This window comes from Stenotrophomonas sp. LARHCG68 (assembly GCF_052871705.1).
This window is the reverse complement of the sequence record NZ_JBIXJV010000002.1, coordinates 343,198-368,208: the sequence shown is the minus strand read 5'-3', so window position 1 is coordinate 368,208 and position 25,011 is coordinate 343,198. Positions and strand designations below refer to the sequence as shown.

Annotated in this window: 20 protein-coding genes and 2 riboswitches; of the genes, 12 read left to right on the top strand and 8 right to left on the bottom strand. The window is 68.1% G+C overall.

What is annotated here, in order from left to right; genetic code table 11:
• Positions 1-5: 5 nt before the first annotated feature.
• Together ACIPR8_RS09170 and ACIPR8_RS09165 are read right to left on the bottom strand one after the other, a co-directional pair.
• Positions 6-1,616, bottom strand: coding sequence for a carboxyl transferase domain-containing protein (locus ACIPR8_RS09170; RefSeq protein WP_446540822.1), 1,611 nt, complete (start codon positions 1,614-1,616; stop codon positions 6-8).
• Between the two features lie 201 nt (positions 1,617-1,817).
• On the bottom strand, positions 1,818-2,981 hold the full coding sequence (locus ACIPR8_RS09165) for an isovaleryl-CoA dehydrogenase (RefSeq protein WP_446540821.1): 1,164 nt from the start codon (positions 2,979-2,981) through the stop codon (positions 1,818-1,820).
• A 145-nt stretch (positions 2,982-3,126) separates the two neighbouring features.
• Between ACIPR8_RS09165 and ACIPR8_RS09160 the strand changes: the two genes are divergently transcribed.
• From ACIPR8_RS09160 to ACIPR8_RS09150, 3 genes are all read left to right on the top strand, one after another.
• Positions 3,127-3,744, top strand: a complete 618-nt coding sequence (locus ACIPR8_RS09160; protein ID WP_446540820.1) for a TetR/AcrR family transcriptional regulator — start codon at positions 3,127-3,129, stop codon at positions 3,742-3,744.
• A gap of 124 nt (positions 3,745-3,868) precedes the next feature.
• Positions 3,869-4,387 (top strand): c-type cytochrome, encoded by a 519-nt coding sequence (locus ACIPR8_RS09155; protein ID WP_132863625.1) that lies wholly within the window; start codon positions 3,869-3,871, stop codon positions 4,385-4,387.
• A 109-nt stretch (positions 4,388-4,496) separates the two neighbouring features.
• The gene (locus tag ACIPR8_RS09150; RefSeq protein ID WP_446540819.1) at positions 4,497-6,227 is read left to right on the top strand and encodes an ExeM/NucH family extracellular endonuclease; all 1,731 of its coding nucleotides are present in this window, start codon (positions 4,497-4,499) and stop codon (positions 6,225-6,227) included.
• 175 nt (positions 6,228-6,402) lie between these two features.
• Here ACIPR8_RS09150 and ACIPR8_RS09145 read toward each other — a convergent pair whose 3' ends face one another.
• Positions 6,403-7,263, bottom strand: coding sequence for an EamA family transporter (locus tag ACIPR8_RS09145; RefSeq protein WP_446540818.1), 861 nt, complete (start codon positions 7,261-7,263; stop codon positions 6,403-6,405).
• Positions 7,264-7,326: 63 nt separating this feature from the next.
• Between ACIPR8_RS09145 and ACIPR8_RS09140 the strand changes: the two genes are divergently transcribed.
• From ACIPR8_RS09140 to ACIPR8_RS09130, 3 genes are all read left to right on the top strand, one after another.
• Positions 7,327-7,998 (top strand): alpha/beta hydrolase, encoded by a 672-nt coding sequence (locus ACIPR8_RS09140; RefSeq protein WP_132863620.1) that lies wholly within the window; start codon positions 7,327-7,329, stop codon positions 7,996-7,998.
• 4 nt (positions 7,999-8,002) lie between these two features.
• Positions 8,003-9,097 (top strand): cell division protein ZapE, encoded by a 1,095-nt coding sequence (zapE, locus tag ACIPR8_RS09135; protein WP_446540817.1) that lies wholly within the window; start codon positions 8,003-8,005, stop codon positions 9,095-9,097.
• Positions 9,098-9,215: 118 nt separating this feature from the next.
• On the top strand, positions 9,216-10,712 hold the full coding sequence (locus tag ACIPR8_RS09130; protein ID WP_446540816.1) for a vWA domain-containing protein: 1,497 nt from the start codon (positions 9,216-9,218) through the stop codon (positions 10,710-10,712).
• A 76-nt stretch (positions 10,713-10,788) separates the two neighbouring features.
• Here the strand turns inward: ACIPR8_RS09130 and ACIPR8_RS09125 are convergent, their stop codons facing one another.
• Positions 10,789-11,586: a DUF2884 family protein gene (locus ACIPR8_RS09125; RefSeq protein WP_323437623.1), complete on the bottom strand. Its 798-nt coding sequence runs from the start codon at positions 11,584-11,586 to the stop codon at positions 10,789-10,791.
• Positions 11,587-11,851: 265 nt separating this feature from the next.
• Positions 11,852-12,072, top strand: a riboswitch (cobalamin riboswitch).
• 265 nt (positions 12,073-12,337) lie between these two features.
• Here ACIPR8_RS09125 and ACIPR8_RS09120 point away from each other — a divergent pair.
• The 5 genes from ACIPR8_RS09120 to ACIPR8_RS09100 all read left to right on the top strand — a co-directional run bounded on the left by ACIPR8_RS09120 (position 12,338) and on the right by ACIPR8_RS09100 (position 18,545).
• The gene (locus tag ACIPR8_RS09120; protein WP_225591762.1) at positions 12,338-14,647 is read left to right on the top strand and encodes a ribonucleoside-diphosphate reductase subunit alpha; all 2,310 of its coding nucleotides are present in this window, start codon (positions 12,338-12,340) and stop codon (positions 14,645-14,647) included.
• 226 nt (positions 14,648-14,873) lie between these two features.
• Entirely contained in the window at positions 14,874-15,893 is a 1,020-nt protein-coding gene (locus tag ACIPR8_RS09115) for a ribonucleotide-diphosphate reductase subunit beta (RefSeq protein ID WP_132863611.1), read from the top strand.
• Between the two features lie 194 nt (positions 15,894-16,087).
• Positions 16,088-16,489 carry an acyl-CoA thioesterase gene (locus ACIPR8_RS09110; protein WP_132863610.1) on the top strand — a complete coding sequence of 134 codons (402 nt, stop codon included), beginning with the start codon at positions 16,088-16,090 and terminating at the stop codon, positions 16,487-16,489.
• 10 nt (positions 16,490-16,499) lie between these two features.
• Positions 16,500-17,363, top strand: coding sequence for an NAD-dependent protein deacetylase (locus ACIPR8_RS09105; protein WP_446540815.1), 864 nt, complete (start codon positions 16,500-16,502; stop codon positions 17,361-17,363).
• A 72-nt stretch (positions 17,364-17,435) separates the two neighbouring features.
• The gene (locus ACIPR8_RS09100) at positions 17,436-18,545 is read left to right on the top strand and encodes an NADH:flavin oxidoreductase/NADH oxidase (RefSeq protein WP_446540814.1); all 1,110 of its coding nucleotides are present in this window, start codon (positions 17,436-17,438) and stop codon (positions 18,543-18,545) included.
• A gap of 23 nt (positions 18,546-18,568) precedes the next feature.
• Here the strand turns inward: ACIPR8_RS09100 and ACIPR8_RS09095 are convergent, their stop codons facing one another.
• Positions 18,569-19,507 (bottom strand): LysR family transcriptional regulator, encoded by a 939-nt coding sequence (locus ACIPR8_RS09095; protein WP_446540813.1) that lies wholly within the window; start codon positions 19,505-19,507, stop codon positions 18,569-18,571.
• Between the two features lie 216 nt (positions 19,508-19,723).
• Here ACIPR8_RS09095 and purU point away from each other — a divergent pair, with 216 nt between their 5' ends.
• Positions 19,724-20,575 (top strand): formyltetrahydrofolate deformylase, encoded by an 852-nt coding sequence (purU, locus tag ACIPR8_RS09090; RefSeq protein WP_446540812.1) that lies wholly within the window; start codon positions 19,724-19,726, stop codon positions 20,573-20,575.
• A gap of 159 nt (positions 20,576-20,734) precedes the next feature.
• Here the strand turns inward: purU and pncA are convergent, their stop codons facing one another.
• The 3 genes from pncA to ACIPR8_RS09075 all read right to left on the bottom strand — a co-directional run bounded on the left by pncA (position 20,735) and on the right by ACIPR8_RS09075 (position 24,936).
• The gene (gene pncA / locus ACIPR8_RS09085) at positions 20,735-21,358 is read right to left on the bottom strand and encodes a bifunctional nicotinamidase/pyrazinamidase (protein WP_446540811.1); all 624 of its coding nucleotides are present in this window, start codon (positions 21,356-21,358) and stop codon (positions 20,735-20,737) included.
• Positions 21,359-21,763: 405 nt separating this feature from the next.
• Positions 21,764-24,049, bottom strand: a complete 2,286-nt coding sequence (metE, locus tag ACIPR8_RS09080) for a 5-methyltetrahydropteroyltriglutamate--homocysteine S-methyltransferase (RefSeq protein ID WP_446540810.1) — start codon at positions 24,047-24,049, stop codon at positions 21,764-21,766.
• A 206-nt stretch (positions 24,050-24,255) separates the two neighbouring features.
• Positions 24,256-24,489, bottom strand: a riboswitch (cobalamin riboswitch).
• Positions 24,490-24,603: 114 nt separating this feature from the next.
• Positions 24,604-24,936, bottom strand: a complete 333-nt coding sequence (locus tag ACIPR8_RS09075; RefSeq protein WP_132863597.1) for an SMR family transporter — start codon at positions 24,934-24,936, stop codon at positions 24,604-24,606.
• Between the last annotated feature and the right edge of the window lie 75 nt (positions 24,937-25,011).

Below are 25,011 nucleotides of genomic sequence, written 5' to 3'. Positions count from 1 at the left end.
CGCCGTTACATGCGGAACACGCCGAAGCGTGTTTCCTGCGTAGGTGCATTGAGGCTGGCGGCAAGCGCCAGGCCGAGGACGCGGCGGGTATCGGCGGGGTCGATCACGCCGTCGTCCCACAACCGCGCGCTCGCATAGTACGGATGACCCTGCTGCTCGAACTGGTCGCGGATCGGCTGTTTGAATGCATCCTCTTCCGATGCCGACCACTGCCCACCCTTGGCTTCGATGCCGTCGCGCTTGACCGTCGCCAACACGCTTGCGGCCTGCTCGCCGCCCATCACGCCGATGCGCGCGTTCGGCCACATCCACAGAAAATGCGGCGAATAGGCGCGGCCGCACATGCCGTAGTTGCCGGCGCCGAACGAGCCGCCGATCACGACGGTGTACCTCGGTACACGCGCGTTGGCCACGGCCATCACCAGCTTGGCGCCGTCTTTGGCGATGCCGCCGTGTTCGTACTTGCGGCCGACCATGAAGCCGGTGATGTTCTGCAGGAACACCAGCGGGATATTGCGCTGGCAGCACAGCTCGATGAAGTGCGCGCCCTTCAGCGCCGACTCCGAGAACAGGATGCCGTTGTTGGCGATGATGCCGACCGGATGGCCATGCACGTGCGCGAACCCGGTGACCAGCGTGTTGCCGTAGCGCGGCTTGAACTCGTCGAAGCGCGAGCCATCGACCACGCGCATGATCACTTCGCGCACGTCATAAGGCTTGCGTGTATCGCTGGGGATCACGCCGTACAGCTCATGCGCATCGAACAGCGGTGCTTCATCGTCCTGCAGCGCAACGCCCGGCGCGGGCTTGCGCCAATTGAGGCTGGCGATGATGGCGCGTACCCGCGCCAGCGCCTGCAGGTCGTTGTCGGCCATGTGGTCGGCGACGCCGGAAATGCGTGTGTGCACATCGGCACCGCCCAGTTCCTCGGCGCTGACCACCTCGCCGGTGGCGGCCTTCACCAGTGGCGGACCGCCGAGGAAGATGGTGCCCTGTTCCTTGACGATGACCGTCTCGTCGCTCATCGCCGGCACATACGCGCCGCCGGCGGTGCAGCTGCCCATCACGCAGGCGATCTGCGGGATGCCCTGTGCCGACAGGTTGGCCTGGTTGTAGAAAATGCGGCCGAAATGGTCGCGGTCCGGGAACACCTCGTCCTGCAGCGGCAGGAACGCGCCGCCGGAGTCGACCAGGTAGATGCAGGGCAGGCGGTTCTGCTGCGCGATCTCCTGCGCGCGCAGGTGTTTCTTCACCGTGACCGGGTAGTAGGTGCCGCCTTTGACGGTGGCATCGTTGGCCACGATCAGGCACTCCACCCCGGACACGCGGCCGATACCGGCGACCATGCCGGCGCCGGGCACCGGGTCGTCGTACATGCCATGTGCGGCCAGCGGCGCGACTTCCAGGAACGGGCTGCCGGGGTCGAGCAGCGCATCGATGCGCTCGCGCACCAGCAGCTTGCCGCGCGCGGTGTGCTTGGCCCGCGCCGCGTCGCTGCCACCGCGTGCGGTGGCTTCCAGCGTGGCGCGCAGATCGTCAACCTGCGCCTGCATGGCAGCACGGTTGGCTTCGAAGCTGTCGCTGCCGGGTTGCAGCTGGGAGGTAAGGGTGGTCATGGCGGCGGAATCCTGGAGGTTCTGGAGCATGCCCGGGCTCGCCGAGGCGGGAGCAGGGCGGTTGCTTCCCTTCTCCCGCACGCGGGAGAAGGTGCCCCGAAGGGGCGGATGAGGGGGCTCTTCGGACGTTGAGTCCGCGTGCTCGGAGCTTCCCCTCACCCCAACCCCTCTCCCGTGAACGTGAGAGGGGCTCAAGCGGCATCATGCGGTCTTCTGGAACAACTCACGCCCGATCAGCATGCGGCGGATCTCCGACGTGCCGGCGCCGATCTCGTACAACTTGGCATCACGCCACAAACGGCCGGTCGGGTACTCGTTGATGTAGCCATTGCCGCCGAGGATCTGGATCGCCTCGCCAGCGGCCCAGGTTGCCTTCTCGGCCGAGTACAGGATCGCGCCGGCGGCGTCCTGGCGCGTGGTGCGGCCTTGGTCGCAGGCCTTGGCCACCGCATAGACGTATGCCCGGCAGGCATTGAAGCCGACATACATGTCGGCCAGCTTGGCCTGGATCAGCTGGAACGTGCCGATCGCCTCGCCGAACTGCTTGCGCTCGTGCACGTACGGCAGCACCACGTCCAGCGCCGCGGCCATCAGGCCCAGGGGGCCACCGGACAGCACCACGCGCTCGTAGTCCAGCCCGGACATCAGCACTTTCACGCCGCCGCCCACCTCACCCAGCACGTTCTCCACCGGCACTTCGCAGTCCTGGAACACCAGCTCGCAGGTGTTGGACGAACGCATGCCCAGCTTGTCCAGCTTCTGCGCGGTGGAGAAGCCCTTCATGCCCTTCTCGATGATGAAGGCGGTGATGCCACGTGAACCGGCGTTGATGTCGGTCTTGGCATAGACGATCAGCACGTCCGCATCCGGGCCGTTGGTGATCCACATCTTGTTGCCGTTGAGCACGTAGTGGTCGCCGCGCTTGTCGGCGCGCAGCTTCATCGACACCACGTCCGAGCCGGCACCCGGCTCGCTCATCGCCAGTGCGCCGACGTGTTCGCCGCTGCACAGCCTGGGCAGGTAGTTCTGCTTCTGTGCCTGGCTGGCGTTCTTGCGCAGCTGGTTGAGGCACAGGTTGGAATGCGCGCCGTAGGACAGGCCAATGCCGCCGGAGGCGCGCGAGATTTCCTCCATCGCCACCACATGCGCCAGGTAGCCCATGCCGGTGCCGCCGTACTCCTCTTCCACGGTCATGCCGAGCAGGCCCTGCTCGCCAAGCTGGCGCCAGAGCGGGTTGGGGAAGTGATTGGTGGCGTCGGCTTCCGCGGCCAACGGGGCGATGTGCGCGGCGGCGAACTGGGCCACGCTTTCGCGCAGCATGTCGATCTCTTCGCCGAGATCGAAGGACAGGGTGGGGACGTGCATGGGGCGGCTCCAGTACAACCAGGCGAGGGGGCGCTCCGGGGTGGGGGTGACGGCTGCGGCCGTCCGCACGGGCGTTTGCGCGCAGCCTAGCCGGTCTTCGTGAAAAAGTGAATACAAATTCAAAAATTGAACTTAGAATCACTCCATGGCCTACAAACGCTCGGAATTGATGGAAAAGCGCCTCGCCGGCAACCGCGAGGCGATCCTGGCGGCCGCCCGGCGACTGGTCGCGGCCGGCGGCTACCGCAATGCACCGGTCACTGCCGTGGCGGCCGAGGCCGGGGTCTCCACCGGGTTGATCTACCGCCACTTCCCGTCCAAGGCGGAGCTGTTCGTCGAGGTGCTGACCGCGGCGGTGGAGCATGAGCTGGCGATCCTGTCGGCCATCGCCGATGAAAGCCGTCCGGCGCCACAGCGCCTGCACGCGGCGGTGGCCTCGTTCGTGCGCCGCGCGATGGCCGGGCCGTGGCTGGCCTATGCCTTCATCGCCGAGCCGGTGGATCCGGAAGTGGAGGCCGAGCGCATCCGTTGCCGGCGCCTGTTCGGTGACGTGTTCAAGCGCATCCTTGCCGACGGCGTGCATGCCGGCGAGTTGCCGCCGCAGGACCTGGACGTGAGCGCGGCCTGCATCGTCGGTGCCTTCACCGAGGCACTGGTCGGGCCCGTCGCCCCCAGCCGCGATGGCCTGCGCGATGGCGAACATCTGGTCGATGCGATCGGTGCGCTGTGCCTGCGTGCAGCCGGTGCCGCAGCGCCGCGTTGAGGCCGCTGGGATGGTGCGTTGCCGCATTCATTGAGGCCGCCAACCCGTTGCAGGCGCGGCCCAACGCTGGTCTATACTCGCCGGCAGCCATAGTCCTTCGACTACTCGCCTGGGGTATTGAGACGTGCGGAATTACGACCTCGAGTTTCTCAAGCGCTTTTCCATCGTCATCGTCATTCTGGCCGTCATCACGGTTGGCCTGATCATCTTCGCGTACTTCCTGCAGCACTCCATCCCCGCCGAAGTCTCGCCCACCGTGGCCAAGCGCGTTGAACAGCGCATCGCGCCGATCGGTGCGGTGTATGCGGGTGCGACCGGTGCCTCGGCCCAGGCCGCGGCTGCAGCGGCCGCCGCCGCGGCGGCTTCGGCCAGCGGTGCTTATGGCGGCACCCTCGACGGCAAGACGATCTTCGACAACCTGTGCACCGCCTGCCACACCACCGGCGTGGGCAAGGCGCCGACGCTGGACCACGCGCACTGGGACAGCCGCTTGGCGCAGGGCAAGGACACCCTCTACAAGCACGCCATCGAGGGCTACACCGGCCCGGACGGCGGCATCATGCCGCCGAAGGGCGGCAATGCCGGGCTCAGCGAGGAGCAGATCCACGCCGCCGTGGACTGGATGCTCGACAACCTGAAGTAAGCCGCCAGATTCGGTGGCTTGCGGTCACATCGGCTGCTGCACAATATCCGGCGCCGCCCTCGACGGGCGGCGCTTTTTGTTTGCCCGCCGCCGCCAACCGGAGTTGCCCATGCGCCGTACCCCCACCCTTCTCGCCCTGGCACTGGCTTTGGCCTGCGCCGGTCCCGCGCTGGCCGCCCCGCCGGCGGTGTTGCCGATCGGCAAGGTCCAGGGCAACGGCGCGCGCAGCGCCCATGAAGGCAAGACCGTCACCATCGAGGCCGCCGTGAGCGCCGACCTGCGCGAAGGCCTGGGTGGCATCTATGTGCAGGACGCCGGCGATGGCGATGCGGGGACTTCCGACGGTTTGTTCGTGCAGCTGCCCAAGGACCAGGCGGTGCAGCCCGGGCAGTGGCTGCGTATCACCGGTACCGTGCAGGAGCTGCCGGCCGGCAAGAGCGACAACCGCCTGACCACCCTGCAGGCCGACAAGGTCACCGCCATCGCCGCCCGTCCGGCCCCGGCGGTGACCGTGCTGCAGGACGTGCCGGCCAACTGGGAAGCCCTGGAAGGCATGCAGGTCCGCATCGCCGTGCCGCTGACCCTGGCCGGCCAGGATGGCCTGTCGCGTTACGGTGAGCTGACCGCGGCCTTCGGTGGCCGCCTGTGGCAGCCCAGCGAAGTGGCCGCCGCCGGCAGCCCGGAGCAGGCGGCGGTGATCGCCGACAACGCCCGCCGTCGCATCCGCCTGGACGATGGCAGCAGCCAGCGTGATCCACGCAGCGTGCCGTACCTGGCCGAAGGCACGCTGCTGCGCACCGGCGCGCAGCTCACCGACGTGCAGGGCATCGTCGACCAGCGTTTTGATGGTGACATCCGCCTGCAGCTGACCGCACCGCTGACCGTCGCCGAGGCGCAGCGTCCGCAGCAGCCGCCGACGGTGGCCGGCGGCCTGCGCATCGCGGCGTTCAACCTGGAGAACTACTTCAACGGTGACGGCAAGGGCGGCGGCTACCCGACCCTGCGCGGCGCCAGGACCGCCGAGCAGCAGGCGGCCCAGCAGGCCAAGCTGGTCACCACCATCCGCAGCCTCAACGCCGACGTGGCGGCGCTGATGGAACTGGAGAACGACGGCTACGGCCCCGGTTCGGCGATCGACCAGCTGGTGCGTGCGATCAACGAAGGGCAGGGCAGGGACGGCGACTGGGCGTTCGTCGATGCCGGCCACGGGCCGGGCGACAACCCGATCCGCGTTGGCATCATCTACCGTCGCTCGAAGGTGAGCCCGGTCGGCAGGCCGGCGGTGCTGGAGCGCGAGCCGTTCGGCGAGCGCAGCCGCGTGCCGATGGCGCAGGCGTTCCGCATGGGCCGCAAGGGCACGCCGTTCGTGGTGGTGGCCAACCACTTCAAGTCCAAGGGCTGCTCGGAAGCCAGCGGTGCCGATGCCGACCGCAATGATGGGCAGGGCTGCTGGAACGCCACCCGCGTCGAGTCGGCACGCCTGCTCAACACCTGGCTGCAGACCGACCCGACCCGCAGCGGCAGCAAGGACGCGGTGCTGCTGGGCGACTTCAATGCCTATGCGATGGAAGACCCGATCCGCCAGCTCGCCGCCGACGGCTGGCAGGACGCCTTCAAGCTGGCCGGCGTGCAGCAGCCTTACAGCTATGTCTACAACGGCCTTACCGGGCGCCTCGACCACGCCTTGTTGAGCCCGGGCATGGCAGCGCGCCTGAAGGGCGCTGCGGAGTGGCATACCAACGCCGATGAAGCCGACGAGGCCGGTTACCAGGGCCGCAACGTCCCGGGCCCGTGGCGCAGTTCGGACCATGATCCGCTGCTGCTGGGCTTCGAGCCGTAAGTTCCCGTACGCGAAGACCGCCCTCCCTTGAGGCAACGGCAGGGAAAGGCTTCGCCCCCTCCCTTGAGGCAAAGGGAGGAAAAGGCTTTGCCCCCTCCCTTGCGCCGAAGGCGCAGGGGAGGGCCGGGGAGGGGCAGTTGCCGTTGCGGTTGAAGCCTCACCGCGGAAAGAGGCACTACAGCGTCCCGCGCGCGATCAAGCCAATCGCCGCCACCGCCAGCAGCAGGCCCACGCGGTTGAGCACGCTGGTCTTCTCGCCGAACACCCACACGCCCACCAGTGCGCCCAGGCACACCACGCCGATGTTCATCCCGGCGAAGATCGTCGCCGGGCTGTGCGGCAATGCCTGGTGCGCACGCACGTAGAACAGGATGTTGCCGAAGTTGATCGCACCCAGCAGCAGGCCATAGGCCAGATTGCGGGCATCCAATCGCGAGGCGCCGGTGAAGTGGCGTTGCAGCTGCCAGGCGAGCATCAGCACGAAGGCGATGCCGAAGCTCACCAGCAGCGCCGAGGTCGACGGGGTGCCGGCGGCGGCGACCTGCTTGAGCAGGATGTCCACCAGCGCGAAGCCGGCCCACACGCCCAGCAGCCAGCCCCAGCTCGAACCGGTCGGCGTCGTCGCATCGCCGTTGCGTGCGCTCACCCCGACGATGGCCAGCAGCCCCAGCGCCAACCCGGCCAGCTTCCAGCCGTTGGCCTGTTCGCCGAACCACACGAACGCCGCGGTCAATGACAGCAGCAGCGACAGCCGCTGCGCCACGTCGCTGCGCACGATGCCGGCCTGCCGCACCGCCCGCGCCAGCACCAGGAAGATGCCGGGCAGCGCCACCGCCAAACCCAGCAGGGCCAGCCATGGCGTCTGCCCGCCCTGCAGCGATTGCAGGGAAGGCTTGAGCACCAGCAGCGACAACACGCTGGCGGCCAGGTAGTTCCAGGTCACGGCCTGGGCGATGTCGATGCCGCGGCGTGGCGCTAGTTTCAGCAACACCGACACCAGCACGCTGCAGGCCACGCTCAGGAACAGGAAATGCATTGTTTCGGCTACCGTGAAGACCACGGCGGTGATGCCGCCGGTCGGGGCCGGTATTATGGCTGCATGCAAACGCCCCCATTCCCCCACGAATCGGCGACGCTGACCCTGGAAGGCCCGGCCGGGCCGCTGGAGGTCGCCGTCGACCTGCCCGATGGCGACGCCGCGCCGCGGCCGGTCATCGCCGTCATCTGCCACCCGCTCTCGATCGAAGGCGGCAGCATGCACAACAAGGTGGTCACCATGGTCTCGCGCGCGCTGCGCGACCTGGGCATCACCACCGTGCGTTTCAACTTCCGCAGTGTCGGCGCATCGGCCGGCGTCTACGACAATGGCGAAGGCGAAGGCGATGACCTGCGCGCGGTGGCGCACTGGGTGCGCAGCCAGCGGCCGGACGCCACGCTGTGGCTGGCCGGTTTCAGTTTTGGCGCCTACGTGTCGTTGCGCGCGGCCGGTGCGCTGCAGCCGCAGGCCCTGATCTCGATCGCCCCGCCGGTGGGCCGCAGGACCTGGGATTTCAGCCAGGTGCAGCCGCCGTCGAACTGGCTGGTGGTGCAGGGCGAGGCCGACGAAGTGGTCGACGCGCAGGCGGTCTACCAGTGGCTGGCGTCGCTGGACAACCCGCCGCAGCTGGTGCGCATGCCCGACACCTCGCATTTCTTCCATCGCAAGCTGATCGACCTGCGTGGCGCGATCCAGCATGAAGTGCGGCGCTGGCTGCCCGACAGCAGCAGCTGACCGCATGGACGCACTGACCCCCTCACAACGCTACGCCGCCGGCGTGGCCCGCGGCGACTGGCGTGATGACCCGGCCCAGCATGCGGCGCTGGCCGAGCTGGACCGCATCCACGAGGCGCTGGTGGATTCGGCGCAGGACGGCTGGCTGGACCGCCTGTCCGCCTTCTGGAAGAAGCCCGAGCCGGTCAAGGGCCTGTACTTCTGGGGTGGCGTGGGCCGCGGCAAGACCTTCCTGGTCGACCTGCTCTACGACGGCCTGCCGATCGAGCAGAAGTACCGCACCCACTTCCACCGCTTCATGCGTGGCATCCACGAGCGCCTGCGCGAGCACCAGGGCCAGAGCGACCCGCTGGCCAAGATCGCCCAGGAGTGGCGCAACAACCTGCGCGTGCTGGTGCTGGACGAGTTCTTCGTCACCGACATCGGCGATGCGATGTTGCTGGCGCGCCTGCTGGAGCGCCTGTTCGCCGAGGGCGTGACGCTGGTGACCACCTCCAACACCGCGGTGGAGAACCTGTACCTCAACGGCCTGCAGCGCGAGGGCTTCCTGCCGGCGATCGCGCTGCTGCAGAAGTACTGCGTGGAGCTGTACGCCGAAGGCACCGAGGACTACCGCATGCGTGCGCTGACCCGCTCGCCGGTGTACCGCGCGCCGCTGGAGGATGACAGCGATGCATGGCTGCTGGGCCGCTGGAAGGAACTGAGCGGCAGCGACGACCCGCGCAACGGCAACATCGCCATCGAAGGCCGCAAGATCCCGGTGCGTGGGCGCGGCAAGAGCATCGTCTGGTTCGATTTCCCGGCGTTGTGCGAGGGGCCGCGTGGCCCGTCGGACTACATCGAGATCGCGCGCGAGTTCAACACCGTGCTGCTCGGCGGCATCCCGCATTTCGACCGGATGAACGAAGACGCGGCGCGTCGTTTCGTCAACCTGATCGACGAGTTGTACGACCGCCAGGTCAACCTGGTCTGCACCGCGCAGGATCCGCCGCCGCTGTTGTATTCGGGCACCCGCCTGGCCGGCGCCTTCGAGCGCACCGCCAGCCGCCTGATCGAGATGCAGAGCGCCGAGTACCTCGGTACCCCGCACCGTCATTGAGGGCACCGCCGGGAGTGCCGGGCCACGCTCGGCGCCACGGCGCATCACCGCTTGACCCCGTTCCGCATCCCCGGCCGTTCCTGTATCCGCACGCCACATCGGCACAGGAGCCAGCGCCATGAAGCACACCCACGCATCGAAGCGGTCCCCGGCCCGTACCGCGGCCCTGGCCGCGGCCGTCACCCTGCTGGTCGGCTTGCCGGTGCTGGCCACCGTGCGCACCGCCGGGCCACCGTCGTCCGTGGTGGAAGGCGACCTGCAGGCACCGGGCGTGCAGCGCGTGCGCGAAACACGCGCCAACTTCCAGCCGCCGGCAGGCAGCACCTGCAGCGACACCCCGGTACTGAGCGAAGTGCCCGACCCCGATCGTGGCCAGGTCCAGCACACCCGCCGCAGCCGCCACGCCATCGCCGAGAGCGAAGCGGCGATGGTGTCCGAGGCGGTCATGCCGCCGTCGCCCCCGGCCCCGCCGGCACCCGTGCCGCGCTCGGCCCCGGCGGCCGATGCGGCTTACCGGACATCGGCAAAGGCGATGGCGCCGGCCGGCCGCGCCAGTGAGGTCGCGGTGCGCCAGCAGTCGCAGGTGCCGGTGACGGCCGGCGTGGTCGACGACAACGCCGACTTCGGGGCGTTCCAGCAGTTCCTGCAGCGTCATGGCGAGTCCGCGCAGCTGGGCCGCGACATCCGCGTGCGCCAGCGCCTGCAGGTGGTGGATACCCGGGGCCGCCCGGTGCCGGATGCGGAGGTGTCGGTCGTTGCCGGCAATGGCGCGCGGATGTGGGCGCGTACCGATGCCGATGGCCAGGTGTGGGTGCACCCCAATGCCTTCGATGACCGCGATACGCCGCGCTACCAGGTGCAGGTGCGCCGTGACGGCCGGAGCGTGGAGGCGACCCTGCAGCGTGGGCAGAAGAACGCGCTGCAGGTAGTGATGCCTGACGCCGCGCCGCCGGCTCGTGCGCGGCTGGACCTGGTGTTCATGGTCGATGCCACCGGTTCGATGGGCGATGAGATCGACAAGCTGCGCGGCTCGCTGCAGGGCATCGTGCGCGACATCAGCCGGTTGCCGTCCAACCCGGACATCTGCCTGGGGCTGGTGACCTACCGCGATCGCGGTGATGAGTACTTCGTGCGCGGCTGGGACCTGACCGGCAATGTCGACGCGTTCCAGCAGGTGCTCGATGGCGTGCAGGCCAATGGCGGCGGCGACTATCCCGAGGCCATGAACGAGGCGTTCAACCACGCGGTGCAGTCGTTGAGCTGGCGCGGCCCGTCGACCACCCGCGTGCTGGTGTCCTTGGCCGATGCGCCGCCGCACATGGACTACGCCCCGCCGCGCTATGACCAGACCGCGTTGGCGGCGCTGGGCAAGGGCATCAAGGTGTTCAGCGTGGCCGCGTCCGGCCAGGACACCACCGGCGAGATCGTGCAACGCCAGATCGCGCAGTACACCGGCGGGCGTTTCATCTTCCTGACCTACAAGGACGCCGCCGACCCGGCCAGCGGTGCCGGCACCCAGACCACGCATGACGTGAGCAACTCTTCGGTCGACACGCTGGACCAGCTGGTGGTGCGCCTGGTCCGCGAGGAGCTGGCGCGGTTGCCCAAGGGCTGATCCGGAGGAAGGCGTCGCCGCGCTACGATGGGCGCGGCTTTGGCTGCCAAGCCAATGGCAGGCACCACGGTCGCGCTTACGGCAGCGGGATGCTGTTGCCGGCTTCCCGCTCGTGCACGGCGGCGGTGGCATCGCCGGTGACGCGCATCATCTGCAGCGGCTGGCCGTTGTAGCGGAATTCCAGCGCCGATTGCAGCCGGTCCAGCGCCAGTACCTGGTTGCAGAGCGATTGCGCATGCCGTTCCAGCACCTGCGTGCGCGCTTCCAGGCGTTGTTCCATTTCCGCATCGAGCTTGTCGGCGCGCTTGTCCAGGCGGTCCGAGCCGCCGGTGAACACCGTCCACAACACGCTGCGCGCCATCGAGCCGGCCAACGACTCGGCGGCGGCTTCCACGCGTTGCTCGAAGCCCTCGTCGAAGGCGTCCTGTTCCCAGCGCCCGCGGCCGATGGTATGGGCCACGAAGTCCTCGGCCTCGCGCCGCAGCTTGCGTACCTTGCGCGAGTTGGCGTCGCCGGTCAGCGTCTCGTACACCGCGTCCAGCGCATCGAAGGTGATGCCCACCGACTCGGTGGCGATCCCGGTGACCGCTGGCATCAACTGGCGCACGCCGTTTTCCAGCGCCCGCAGGCGCTGGGCATCGGCCGCCGAGACCGGCTGCATCCGGCCATCGATGCTCAGCTCGCCGTCGTGGAAGACGATCTCGCGCAGCGCCTGCGTGTCGCGTCGCAGCCAGATGCCGCCGCCATCGACCAGCACGTCGTAGTCGGTTTCCACGCCGCATTGGTCGGCCGAGAGAGAGGGGGCGTTCACCGTGGCGGCGTGGCCGGCGACGGGGAGCAGGAGCAGCAGGGTGGCGAGGGCAGCGGTGCGCATGGCGATGTCGTCCTTGGGGTGACGCCAGCTTCGCGACTTGGCGGCAGGTTGGCCCCGGTCGAAAGTCACGCCTGACGGCGGGACGTGATTTTCACGCCATCGGAACAACTGATTTCCGCACAAAGAAATCCGTCAAACCCCTTGACTGCGCAGTCGATTCAGACAGTTCGGATCGTGATTATCCGGACAGTTGCGGCGCAGCCCTTGTGCCACAAGGCTTGGCGAAATTTCACAACATTTCGTGTTGACCCTGTCATATACCCCCACTATCTTGTGGGTCGTCGGTTCCGGCGGGTTTGCTCCCCGCTGGATTCAAAGGGAAGCCGGTGACGCCTTCAGGCCAGTCCGGCACTGCCCCGCAGCGGTAATTGGGAACGACCCCGCCACACAGCACTGAGGCAGCGGCCTTGGGAAGCGGCGGAGTAGGAGAAGGCCCCCGCCTTCATGCCCATGAGTCCGAAGACCTGCCGACAGCCGCGCGAAGCACACCGCGCGGTGCCGGCTGCGGTGTCTTCGAGGGGAAGACGGCTGGTGACGTGGTGCTGCTGACGCCGACCCCCGGGTCGATGCCGTCGCGGCCGCTGCGACGCCGCCCTTCCATGCTCACGACCCGCACCGGCCCCGGTTCCTGCGAGGGCAGGCACCCCGTGCACCACGCCATGAAGGACACACCGTCGTGACCACTTCCGCTACCGAAGTCGCCCCGGCCGAGGCCGGCTTTGAACTGACCCCGCCGCCCACCGCCACCGCCATGAGCGTGACCAAGCGCAATGGCAACACCGAGCCGGTGGACCTGAACAAGATCGTCCGCGCGATCCAGCGCTGCTGCGAAGGGCTGCATTCGGTCGACCCGATGCGCGTGGCCACCCGCACCATCTCCGGCCTGTACAACGGCGCCACCACCCAGGAACTGGACGAGCTGTCCATCCGCACCGCCGCGCTGCTGATCGGCGAGGAGCCGGAGTACGGACGGCTGGCCGCGCGCCTGCTGGCCAACTTCATCGCCAAGGAAGTGTCCGGCCAGGAAATCCACGCGTTCTCGCAGTCGGTGGGGCGCGGCCACGAAGTGGGCCTGATCAACGACCGCCTGCTGAACTTCGTGCAGATCAACGCGCGCAAGCTCAACGATGCGATCAACCCCGAGTACGACCTGAACTTCGATTACTTCGGCCTGCGCACGCTGTACGACCGCTACCTGCTGCGCCACCCGCATTCGCGCAAGGTCATCGAGACCCCGCAGCAGTTCTTCCTGCGCATCTCCAGCGCGCTGAGCGAGGACGTGCCCGAGGCACTGGCGCTGTACCAGCGCCTGGGCAGCCTGGACTACCTGCCGTCCAGCCCGACCCTGTTCAACGCCGGCACCAGCCACGAGCAGCTGTCCTCGTGCTTCCTGCTGGACTCGCCGCAGGATTCGCTCGAGTCCATCTACGCCAAGTACGGCGACATCGCCCAGCTGTCCAAGTTCAGCGGCGGCATCGGCGTGAGCTACACCCGCGTGCGTGCGCGCGGCTCGCTGATCCGGTCCACCAACGGCCACTCCAACGGCATCGTGCCGTGGCTGAAGACGCTGGATTCCTCGGTCGCGGCGGTCAACCAGGGGGGCAAGCGCAAGGGCGCGGCCTGCGTGTACCTGGAAACCTGGCACGCCGACATCGAGGACTTCCTGGAGCTGCGTGACAACGCCGGCGACGAATCGCGCCGCACCCACAACCTCAACCTGGCCAACTGGGTGCCGGACCTGTTCATGCAGCGCGTGGAGGCCGACCAGGAATGGTCGCTGTTCGACCCGCGCGTGGTGCCGGAATTCACCGACCTGTACGGCCCGGCCTTCGAGCAGGCCTACCTGCAGGCCGAGGCGCAGGGCAAGGCCGTGCGCACCATCAACGCCCGCAAGCTGTATGGCCGGATGATGCGCACCTTGGCCGAGACCGGCAACGGCTGGATGACCTTCAAGGACAAGTGCAACCTGGCCAGCAACCAGACCCTGCGCCCGGGCAACGTCATCCACCTGTCCAACCTGTGCACCGAGATCCTGGAGGTCTGCTCCAACGACGAGACCGCGGTGTGCAACCTAGGCTCGATCAACCTGGGCAACCACTTCGACGAGCACGGTGACTTCGATTTCGAGAAGCTGGCCGAGACCGTGCGCCTGGCCGTGCGCCAGCTCGACCGCGTGATCGACCTGAACTTCTACCCGATCGAGACCGCCCGCCGCGGCAACCTGCGCTGGCGTCCGGTCGGCCTGGGCTGCATGGGCCTGCAGGACGTGTTCTTCCGCAAGCGCCTGGCCTTCGATTCGGAGCCGGCCCGCGCGCTGTCCAGGAAGATCGCCGAGACCATCTACTTCCACGCGCTGGAAACCTCGTGCGAGCTAGCCACCGAGCGTGGCAGGCACCCCTCGTTCAACGATACCCGCGCCGCCCACGGCGAGCTGCAGTTCGACGCCTGGAACGTGGTGCCGGAAGACACCGCGCGCTGGGACGACCTGCGCGCGCGCATCAAGCAGCACGGCCTGCGCAACTCGCTGATCATCGCCATCGCCCCGACCGCCACCATCGCTTCCATCGCCGGTTGCTACGAGTGCGTGGAACCGCAGGTGTCCAACCTGTTCAAGCGCGAGACGCTGTCCGGCGACTTCCTGCAGATCAACCGCTACCTGGTCGGCGAGCTGAAGCAGCTGGGCCTGTGGACCGACGAAATGCGCGATGCGATCAAGCTCGCCGATGGCTCGATCCGCAACCTGCAGCAGATCCCGGAAACGCTGCGCGAGGTGTACCGCACCGCGTGGGAGCTGCCGATGCGCTCGCTGATCGACATGGCCGCCGACCGCGGCGCGTTCATCGACCAGTCCGCCTCGCTCAACCTGTTCATGGAAAGCCCGAACATCGGCGCGATGTCGTCCATGTACATGTACGCGTGGAAGAAGGGCATCAAGACCACCTATTACCTGCGTTCGCGCCCGGCGACCAAGATCGCCAAGACCACGGTCAGCGCCTACACGCCGGTGGAAGCCGTCGCCTGCTCGCTGGAAAACCCGGAAGCCTGCGAAGCCTGCCAGTAAGCACCGCTCAAGCCCCTCTCCCGCTTGCGGGGTGAGAGGGGCCGTTTTGCGAACCACCGGTTCGCGGCCCATCGAACGCCCTTGCACTCGTGCAAGGGCCGGGGCGCGAAGCGGGGGTTGGGGTGAGGGCACTGCTGAGCAAGCAGCCCTGAACCTCGAAGAGCCAACCCTCATCCGGCGCCACGCGCCAGCTTCTCCCTGCGGAGAAGCGCAAACGAGATTTCCCATGTCCAAGAAACCCAACCAGATGCTGCTCGACCCCGGCTTCGAGCTGACCCTGCGCCCGATGCGTTACCCGGACTTCTACGAGATGTACCGCAACGCCATCAAGAACAGCTGGACGGTGGAGGAGATCAACTTCCAGATCGACATCACCGACCTGCACCACAAGATGACGCCGGCCGACCGCCACCTGATCCACCGCCTGGTCGCGTTCTTCGCCACCGGTGACTCGATCGTCTCCAACAACCTGGTGCTGAACCTGTACCAGCACCTCAATGCGCCGGAAGCGCGCATGTACCTGTCGCGCCAGTTGTACGAGGAAGCGCTGCACGTGCAGTTCTACCTGACCCTGCTGGACAACTACCTGCCGGACCCGGAGGAGCGCTTCAAGGCGTTCGCCGCGGTGGAGAACATCGATTCGATCAAGAAGAAGGCCGACTTCTGCTTCAAGTGGATCGACTCCATCCAGGGCCTGAAGCGGATCGAGACGCGCGAGGAGCGCCGCCAGTTCCTGCTCAACCAGATCTGCTTCGCCGCGTGCATCGAGGGCCTGTTCTTCTTCGCCGCGTTCGCCTACGTGTACTACTTCCGTTCGCGTGGCCTGCTGCCGGGCCTGGCATCGGGCACCAACTGGGTGTTCCGCGACGAGAGCTGCCACATGGAGTTCGCCTTCGAGTGCGTGCGCACCATCCGCGCCGAGGAGCCGGACCTGTTCGACGCCAGGATGGAACAGCAGGTCTACGAAATGCTGGAGGAAGCCATCGAGTGCGAAGTGCAGTTCGCCGAGGACGTGCTGTCCGGCGGCGTGGCCGGCATCTCCACCCGCGACATGCGCCAGTACCTGCAGCACTGCGCCGACCAGCACTTCGCCAAGTTGGGCATGGCCAAGAAGTACAACGTGCGCAACCCGCTGCCGTTCATGGAGCTGCAGGACGTGCAGGAGCTGACCAACTTCTTCGAGCGCCGCGTCTCGGCCTACCAGGTTGGCGTGCAGGGCGAGGTGTCCTTCGACGAAGCGTTCTGATCGTCGCATGCTGGTAGTACCTGACACCCCGGTGCGAACGCCCGGGGTGTTCTTGTTTTCGGATTGCAGTCGAGGGCGAAGCCGGGATCGCCGCGTAGGAGCGGCCTTGGCCGCGAAGCCGATGTGATCGGCGTACACCAGCCGCACAGCCCGTGCGGCGTATCATCCCGGCATTCCCCCATTGCCGACGTCCCATGACTCCGATCCCGCAGACCGATCCGCCCGTTGAAGTACGCATGGCCGAGATCGTTTTCCCGAACCACACCAACCACATGGGCACGCTGTTCGGTGGCCAGGCGCTGGCATGGATGGACAAGGCGGCCTTCCTCGCCGCCGCCCGCTATTCGCGCCGCACCGTGGTCACCGCGCGCTCGGACCAGGTCGACTTCAAGCTGCCGATCCGCATCGGCCAGATGGTGGAAACCATCGGCCGCGTGGTGCGCGTGGGCCGCAGCTCGATGCACGTGGAGGTGGAGCTGGTGACCGAGGACCTGCTCACCGGTGCCCGCGAGCTGTGCACCAAGGGTACCTTCGTGATGATCGCGCTCGACGCCGAGGGTCATCCGACCAGCGTGCCGTCCCTGCCGCCGCTGTGACCCGGTTGCGATGACCACCTCGTCCCCACCGCCGCTGGGTGGCCTGTCCCCCGCACTGGTGGCCGAACTGCCGGAGTTCATCGCCCGGCACCGGCGCCTGCTGGTGGTGACCGGCGCCGGCTGCAGCACCGACTCGGGCATCCCTGATTACCGCGATGCCGACGGCCAGTGGAAACGCACCCCGCCGGTGACGTTCCAGGCCTTCATGGGCGAGGCGGCGACGCGGCAGCGTTACTGGGCCCGCAGCCTGCTCGGTTGGCCACGCTTCGGCCTGGCCCGGCCCAACACCACCCACCACGCGCTGGCGGCACTGGAAGCCGATGGCCGGGTGGAACTGCTGCTCACCCAGAACGTGGACTGTCTGCACCAGCGTGCCGGCAGCCAGACCGTGATCGACCTGCACGGGCGGCTGGACCAGGTGCGCTGCATGGCCTGCGAAGCGCGTTCGTCGCGTGAACGGCTGCAGGTGCGCCTGCTCGCCGCCAACCCCGGCTGGGACCGGCTCGACGCCGGCATGGCGCCGGACGGCGATGCCGACCTGGAAACCGACTTCAGTGCCTTCCAGGTGCCGGACTGCGAGCACTGCGGCGGCCTGCTCAAGCCGGACGTGGTGTTCTTCGGCGAGAACGTGCCGCGCGAACGCGTGGCGGCGGTGCAGGCGCACCTGCAGCAGTCCGATGCAGTACTGGTGGTGGGGTCATCGTTGATGGTCTATTCCGGGTTCCGTTTCGTCGATGCCGCCGCCAAGGCCGGCCTGCCGATCGCGGCGGTGAACCTGGGCCGCACCCGCGCCGATCACCTGCTGTCGCTGAAGGTGCAGATGCCCTGCGCGCAGGCGCTGGGGTTCCTGCTCGACGGGACCAAGACGCAGTGATCCACCACGCCGGTTGAATCGGGTCCGGCGGGGGCGTGCAATGTGCGTTCCCCACTTTTTGCGGATCTTCCCGTGAGCCACCTGTTCTCGCCCCTGTCGCTGGGCCCGCTGTCGCTTTCCAACCGCATCGTCATCGCGCCGATGTGCCAGTACTCGGCCGAGGATGGCCAGGCCAGTGATTGGCACACCATCCACCTGGGCCAGCTGGCACAGTCCGGTGCCGGCCTGCTGATCCTCGAAGCCACCGCCGTGCTGCCGGAAGGGCGCATCAGCTGGGCCGACCTGGGCCTGTGGGACGAGGCCACCGAAGCCGCGCTGGGCAAGGTGCTGGCCTCGGTACGGCGCTGGTCGAAGATGCCGATCGGCGTGCAGCTGGCCCACGCCGGGCGCAAGGCGTCCACCGCCCGGCCGTGGGACGGGGGCCGGGCGATCGCGCCGGACCAGGAACATGGCTGGCAGGTGCTGGCCCCCTCGGCGTTGCCGTTCCTGGAGGGTGAGCCGACCCCGCAGGCACTGGATGCAGCCGGCATCGATGGCGTGGTCGAGGCGTTCGCCGCGGCGGCCCGCCGTTCGGTGCGCCTGGGCCTGGACCTGATCGAGCTGCATGCCGCGCATGGCTACCTGCTGCACCAGTTCCTGTCGCCGTTGAGCAACCACCGCACCGATGAATACGGCGGTTCGCTGGAGAACCGCATGCGCCTGCTGCTGCGGGTGTTCGATGCCGTGCGTGCGGCGGTGCCGGCCACGGTCGCCGTGGGCGTGCGCATCTCGGCGACCGACTGGGTCGATGGCGGCTGGGACGTCGAGCAGAGCATCGCGCTGGCCAAGGCACTGGAAGCACGTGGCAACCATTTCCTGCATGTTTCCAGCGGTGGACTGGACCCGCGCCAGCAGATCCCGGTGGGCCCGGGCTACCAGGTGCCGGCCGCCGAGGCGATCAAGGCGCAGATCGGCACGCCGGTGATCGCGGTGGGCCTGATCACCGAGCCGGCCCAGGCCGAGGCGATCCTGGTCGACGGCCGTGCCGACGCCATCGGCCTCGCCCGCGGGATCCTCTACGACCCGCGCTGGCCGTGGCACGCCGCCGCCGCCCTGGGCACGCATATCAGCGCCTCGCCGCAGTACCTGCGCTGCGAGCCGCATGAAGCCCGCGGCCTGTTCGACGTCGGCCGCTGCGATTGACCCCGGCCGGGCGTGGCCTGGCACTACGGGTGGTCGATGTCCACTCGCCACGCGGGGGGCAGGGCATCGACCACATGCTGCAGCAGCGTCCTGATCTTCGGCGTGAGGTCGCGCCGGTCGCTGACGCACAGGAACAACCGCATCGGTGCCGGAGCAGCACGGGCCTCGTCGCCGCCCGGGGCGGTGAACAGCGGCTGCAGCTCTCCGCGCGCCAGGTAGGGCGCGGCGACGAAGGCGGCCAGGCGGGTGATGCCGCCCCCGTTGGCAGCCATCTCGGCGAGCGCGTCGATGTCGTCGCTGACCAGCGCCGGCTGCACGTCGGCGTCGAAATGCAGGCCGTCGCGGGTGAAGCCCCAGCGCAGGTAGCGCCCGTCCAGCGGATGGCGGAACAGCAGGCAACGGTGCTCGCGCAGGTCTTCCGGCGAGCGCGGTGTTCCCGCATCGGCAAGATAGGCCGGTGACGCGCAGAACACGAACGGCACCTGCGCGACGGGGCGCGCCACCAGGCCTTCCTCCAATTGGGTTTCGATGCGGAAGCTCACGTCCACGTCCTCGTGTGCATGGTCGACGCTGCGGTCGGTCAGCAGCAGCTCGATCGCAAGGCGTGGATAGCGCTGCTGCAGCGCTGGCAACAGGGACGCGAGGACATGCCGGCCGAAGGCGGCGCTGCTGGCGATGCGCAGCCGGCCGGCCGGCGTGGCATCCGGGTCGGTGACGGCTGCCTGTGCACGCTGCAGGTCGCGCTCGATATGGCGCACCTGCGCCAGGTACAGCGCGCCACGTTCGGTGAGGGCCAGCTGGCGGGTGGTGCGGTTGAGCAGGCGCACGCCCAGGTGGGCTTCCAGGCGGGCGATGTTCTGGCCCACCGCGGCCGGGCTGATGCCCAGGGTGCGTGCGGCGGCGGCCAGGCTGCCGGCATCGGCGGTGCGGATGAAACTGCGGAGGGACTGGAGGATGTTCATGCCGGCGCGCATTTTCCGGGGGGATTGCCAAGTATTTCTTTATAAAGCGCCAAGCCCGAGCCATCTAGCTGGCCGTGGCGGGGCCGGCCAGACTGGCGGGTTCGCGTTCGTCGACGGTTCCGCTGCCGGTGGCAGCGACCGTGTCAGCTGCAACCGGTTTTGCCGGGCTGCTGCCGGAGCGGTTACCTTGCGCGGTCCCCCGCCGTGTTGCTGGCCATGCGCCCTGATTTCATCCTGACCCTGTCCTGCCCGGATCGCACCGGCATCGTCTACCGCGTGTCCGGCCTGCTGTTCGAGGCGGGTTGCAACATCCTGGATGCGCAGCAGTTCGGTGACGAGGAAAGTGGCCGGTTCTTCCTGCGCGTGCACTTTGACATGAGCAATGCCGGCGATGTGCCGTCCGTGCGTGCACGCCTGCAGGCGCTGGGGGAGGCGTTCGCGATGCAGTGGGAACTGCATGATGCCCGTCGTCGTGCGCGCTTGCTGGTGCTGGTCAGCAAGCAGGGCCATTGCCTCAACGACCTGCTGTTCCGCACCCACAGCCGCCAGTTGAAGGTGGACATCGCCGCGGTGGCTTCCAACCACACCGACTTCGCCGGCCTGGCCGGTTCCTACGGGGTGCCGTTCCATCATCTGCCGGTCAGCGCGGACAACCGCGCGCAGCAGGAGCAGCAGATCATCGATCTGGTCGAACGCGAGCGCATCGACCTGGTGGTGCTGGCGCGCTACATGCAGATCCTGTCGCCGCGCCTGTGCCAGGCGCTGGCCGGGCGGGCGATCAACATCCACCACAGCTTCCTGCCCAGCTTCAAGGGCGCCCAGCCGTACCACCAGGCGCATGCGCGCGGGGTCAAGATCATCGGCGCCACCGCGCACTACGTGACCTCCGACCTGGACGAAGGCCCGATCATCGAGCAGGACGTGGCGCGCGTGGACCATGCGATGACGCCGCGTGACCTGGTACAGCTGGGCAGCGATACCGAATCGCTGGTGCTGGCACGCGCGGTGCGGCGTCACGTGGAGCACCGCATCCTGCTCAACGGGCACCGCACGGTGGTGTTCCGCTGATCTGCTCTCCCTTTCGCGCAGCGAAGCGAATGACGGGGGAGAGGGAGCTTTGTCGTGCACCCTCCCTTTCGCGCAGCGAAGGGGAGGGCTGGGGGAGGGGGGCTACACGTTGTCGGGAAGGCGGCCCGGCTTCGCGGCCAAGGCCGCTCCTGCAGAGGCTTATCCCACTACTTCAATCCCGCCTTCGACCAGCGCGATCCGCGTGGCCGCGTCGTTGGCCGAGGACACCGGCCGGGTCAGTTCCCACAGGAAACGTACGCGGAAGCCGCTGATCGCCGCGTCCTGCGCGCTCCACAGCACGCAGTAGTCACGCGCCAGGCCACAGACATGGACCTCGGTGATGCCGCGCTCGTGCAGCCAGCCGGCCAGCCCGGTCGCCGGGCGGTCACCGCGTGGGCCATGGTTCTCGCGGAAGGCGCTGTACGAATCCACCTGCTGGTCGGTGCCCTTGCGCAGGATCAGGTCGGCCACGTCCCAGCCCACGCGCGGGTCCAGCGCGGCCCCCGGGCTGCCCTGCACGCAATGGTCCGGCCACAGCGTCTGCGCCTGGCCATGCAGGTCGATCACCTCGAACGGCGCACGCCCGGCATGCTGGCTGGCGAAGGAAACGTGGTCGGCCGGGTGCCAGTCCTGGGTGGCGACCACCGTGCGGTAGTGGCGCGACGCCAGCAGCGCGGCGATCCCGGGAACGACGGCATCGCCCTGCTGGCAGGGCAGGGCACCGCCGGGCATGAAATCGGGCTGCAGGTCCACCACCAGCAACGCTACATCGGCTGCGTACATCGACTGTTTCCTGACGCGGGAGTGGCGACAGTTTAAGCGGTGGGGCATGGCAGGGCATGACCAGGGAATTCCTGCCCGGCGCGGTGGTGGGATGCGGTGGCGCAACGAGGTGGACTTTCCGGGGCGAAGGCACCCCTCCCCAACCCTCCCCTTCGCTGCGCGAAAGGGAGGGGGAAAAGCGGGGCTTGCGGTGATTTGCCAGTGCACGCGGAACACTCCCTCCCTTTGCCGAAGGCAAGGGGAGGGCGGGGGAGGGGTTGGACGTTGCCGTTGCTTCGGCGTGAGCAGCAACGCGCGCCATCGCGGCGAAAGGCCCCCCTCCCCAACCCTCCCCTTCGCTACGCGAAAGGGAGGGGGCAGACGCAGCATCTGCGGTGATCTACCCGAGCACGGCGCGTTGCAGCCTTACGCGGCCACTTCCCCGCGCAGCGTGCGAGCGGCACCCACCATCGCTTCCAGCGCGGCCCGGGTCTCCGGCCAGCCGCGGGTCTTCAGGCCGCAGTCCGGGTTCACCCACAACTTGCCCGGGGGCAGCACGTCGCTGGCCTTGCGCAGCAGTTCCACCATCTCGGCGCTATCGGGCACGCGCGGGGAATGGATGTCGTACACGCCCGGGCCGATCTGGTTGGGGTAGTCGAAACGCGCGAACGCATCCAGCAGTTCCATGCGCGAGCGCGAGGTCTCGATCGAGATCACGTCCGCGTCCAGGGCGGCCACCGCTTCGATGATGTCGTTGAACTGCGCGTAGCACATGTGGGTGTGGATCTGGGTGGCATCGGCCACGCCGCTGGCGCTGATGCGGAAGGCACGCACCGCCCAGTCCAGGTAGTCCTGCCATTGCGCGCGCCGCAGCGGCAGGCCTTCGCGCAGGGCCGGCTCGTCGATCTGGATGGCACGGATGCCGGCCGCCTCCAGGTCGTTCACCTCATCGCGCAGCGCCAGCGCGATCTGCGTGCAGGTATCGGCGCGCGACTGGTCATCACGCACGAACGACCACTGCAGCACCGTCACCGGCCCGGTCAACATGCCCTTCATCGGCTTGTCGGTGAGCGATTGCGCGTACCGCGACCAGCGCACCGTCATCGGCGCCGGCCGGCTGACGTCGCCGAAGATCACCGGCGGTTTCACGCAGCGCGAGCCGTAGCTCTGCACCCAGCCATTGCCGGTGAAGGCGAAGCCATCGAGCTGTTCGCCGAAGTACTCGACCATGTCGTTGCGCTCGAACTCGCCGTGCACCAGCACGTCCAGGCCGATCTGTTCCTGCACGCGCACACAATGCGCGGTCTGCTCGGCGAGGAAGGCATCGTAGTCGGCATCGGAGAGCTTGCCGGACTTGTTCCGCGCGCGGGCCAGGCGCACGTCCTGGGTCTGCGGGAACGAGCCGATGGTGGTGGTCGGGAACGCGGGCAGGCGCAGCGCCTGTGCCTGCTGCAGCTGGCGCTGTACGTGCGGTGTGGCGCGGGCGGCATCGGTGGCGGTCAGCGCGGCCACGCGTGTCTTCACCGCCGGGTTGTGCACACGTGGCGAGTGGCGGCGCGATTCGATGGCCGCACGTGCCTGGTCCAGCGCCGCCTCCGCCGAGGCCTTGCCGTCCAGGGCATCGGCCAGCACGCGCAGTTCCTGCAGCTTCTGCCGCGAGAACGCCAGCCAACTGCGCAGCTCGGCATCGAGCTTCTTCTCCTGGCCAAGGTCCACCGGGCAATGCAGCAGCGAGCACGAGGGTGCCAGCCACAGCGTGTCCGGTCCCCGATGGCCCAGGGCGTAACGCGCCAGGATCAGCGCATTGTCCAGCGCGGCGCGCCAGATGTTGCGGCCGTTGACCAGCCCCAGCGACAGGACGCGCGTGGCCGGCAGGGCACGCAGCACGGCGTCGAGCTGCTCCGGCGCACGCACCAGGTCCACGTGCAGGCCATCGACCGGCAGCGACGTGGCCAGCGCAAGGTTGTCATCCAGCGCACCGAAGTAGGTGGCCAGCAGCAGCTGTGGGCGCGGCACATCGGCCAGATAACGGTAGGCGCGGTCGAAGGCGGCGCGGGCAGTGTCGTCCAGGTCCTGCACCAGTACCGGCTCGTCCAGCTGCACCCATGCCGCACCGGCGTCCTTCAGTTCGGCCAGCAGTTGCGCGTACACCGGCAGCAGGCGATCAAGCAGGGCCAGCGTATCGCTGCCGTCGGTGGCCTTGGACAGCCGCAGGAAGCTCACCGGGCCCAGCAGCACCGGCCGGGTCTCGATGCCCAGTGCCCGGGCTTCGCGGTACTCGCTCAACGGCTTGTCGGCTTGCAGCGTGAAGGCCTGGTCCTGGGTGAGTTCGGGCACCAGGTAGTGGTAGTTGGTGTCGAACCACTTGGTCATCTCCAGCGCGTGCAGGTCCACGCCGTCGCGCTGCAGGCCGCGTGCCATGGCGAAGTAGCCGTCCAGCGGCGCGCGCTGCGCCAGTGCCCGGTAACGCTGCGGGATGGCATCGAACAGCACCGCGGTGTCGAGCACCTGGTCGTACAGGCTGAAGTCGTTGCTCGGCGGTACGTCGACGCCGGCATCGCGTTGCAGCCGCCAGTGGCGGGCACGTAGTTCAGCGGCGGTCGCCTGCAGTTGCGCGGCATCGGTCTCGCCGCGCCAACAGCTTTCCAGCGCGTGCTTGAGTTCGCGGCGCGCGCCGATCCGGGGGAACCCCAGGTTGGTAACGATAGTCATGTCAGTGTCCTCATTGCATTGGGCATTGAGGAACGAAGGAACCGCGCATCGTGCGCGGCCTTGCAGCCACGTCCGCCACGCCAGCGACCTTCGCCCCCGCGGGCGAACCGGATTCATGGCGGGGACACGGCGGACCGGCCCGCGGCGAGGCAGGGCATCGGTACCGGCCGTCTCCCCGCGGAGGCTCCAGGTCGAATCGAGGGACGGCAGGTCCCCCGGCCAAGGCCGGTATTCGGGCTGATGGACACGGGCACCGGGGTGCCCACCTACTGGCCGTCGCTTCCCGGGGATGAACCCAGTGCTGGATGACGGCGGTTGTTTCCATTCACCGCTGCGGGGCAGCTCCGGAATGGCGGCACGAGGCCGCTTCACCGGATTCCCGTTTAAATTCATCCCTTCATGCGGATAGAGGGATGAATACCTGAGGCGCGCACAAAATAGGCCGGACCGCGCGCGCGGTCAAGCGATGGTTTCCATGCAAGGCGGCGGCTGCCGGAAGCGCGCCACGCACGTGTGTTCGCCCCGGCCGCAGGCGCTGCCGTGCCGGGCGGCATTCAGTGTGCGGTGGAGTGCGAGAACACGTTGATCACCACCACGCCGGCGCAGATCAACCCGATGCCGATCAGCGCCGGCAGGTCCAGTTTCTGCTTGAACACGAACAGGCCAATCAGCGAGATCAGCACGATCCCCACCCCGGACCAGATGGCATAGGCGATGCCGGTGGGCACGGTCTTCATCACCATCGACAGCAACCAGAAGCACACCCCATAGCCGAACAGCGCACCCAGCGTGGGCCAGAGCCGGGTCATGCCATCGGAGGCCTTGAGCAGGGAGGTGGCAGCCACTTCCAGCGCGATGGCGCAGGCGAGCAGTGCATAGGCGTTCATGGCGATGGCCGGCTGGGGGAGAGGGGATTCTAGCGATGGTCGTGCCGGGGGTCTTACGGGGCCTGCGTAGAGTGG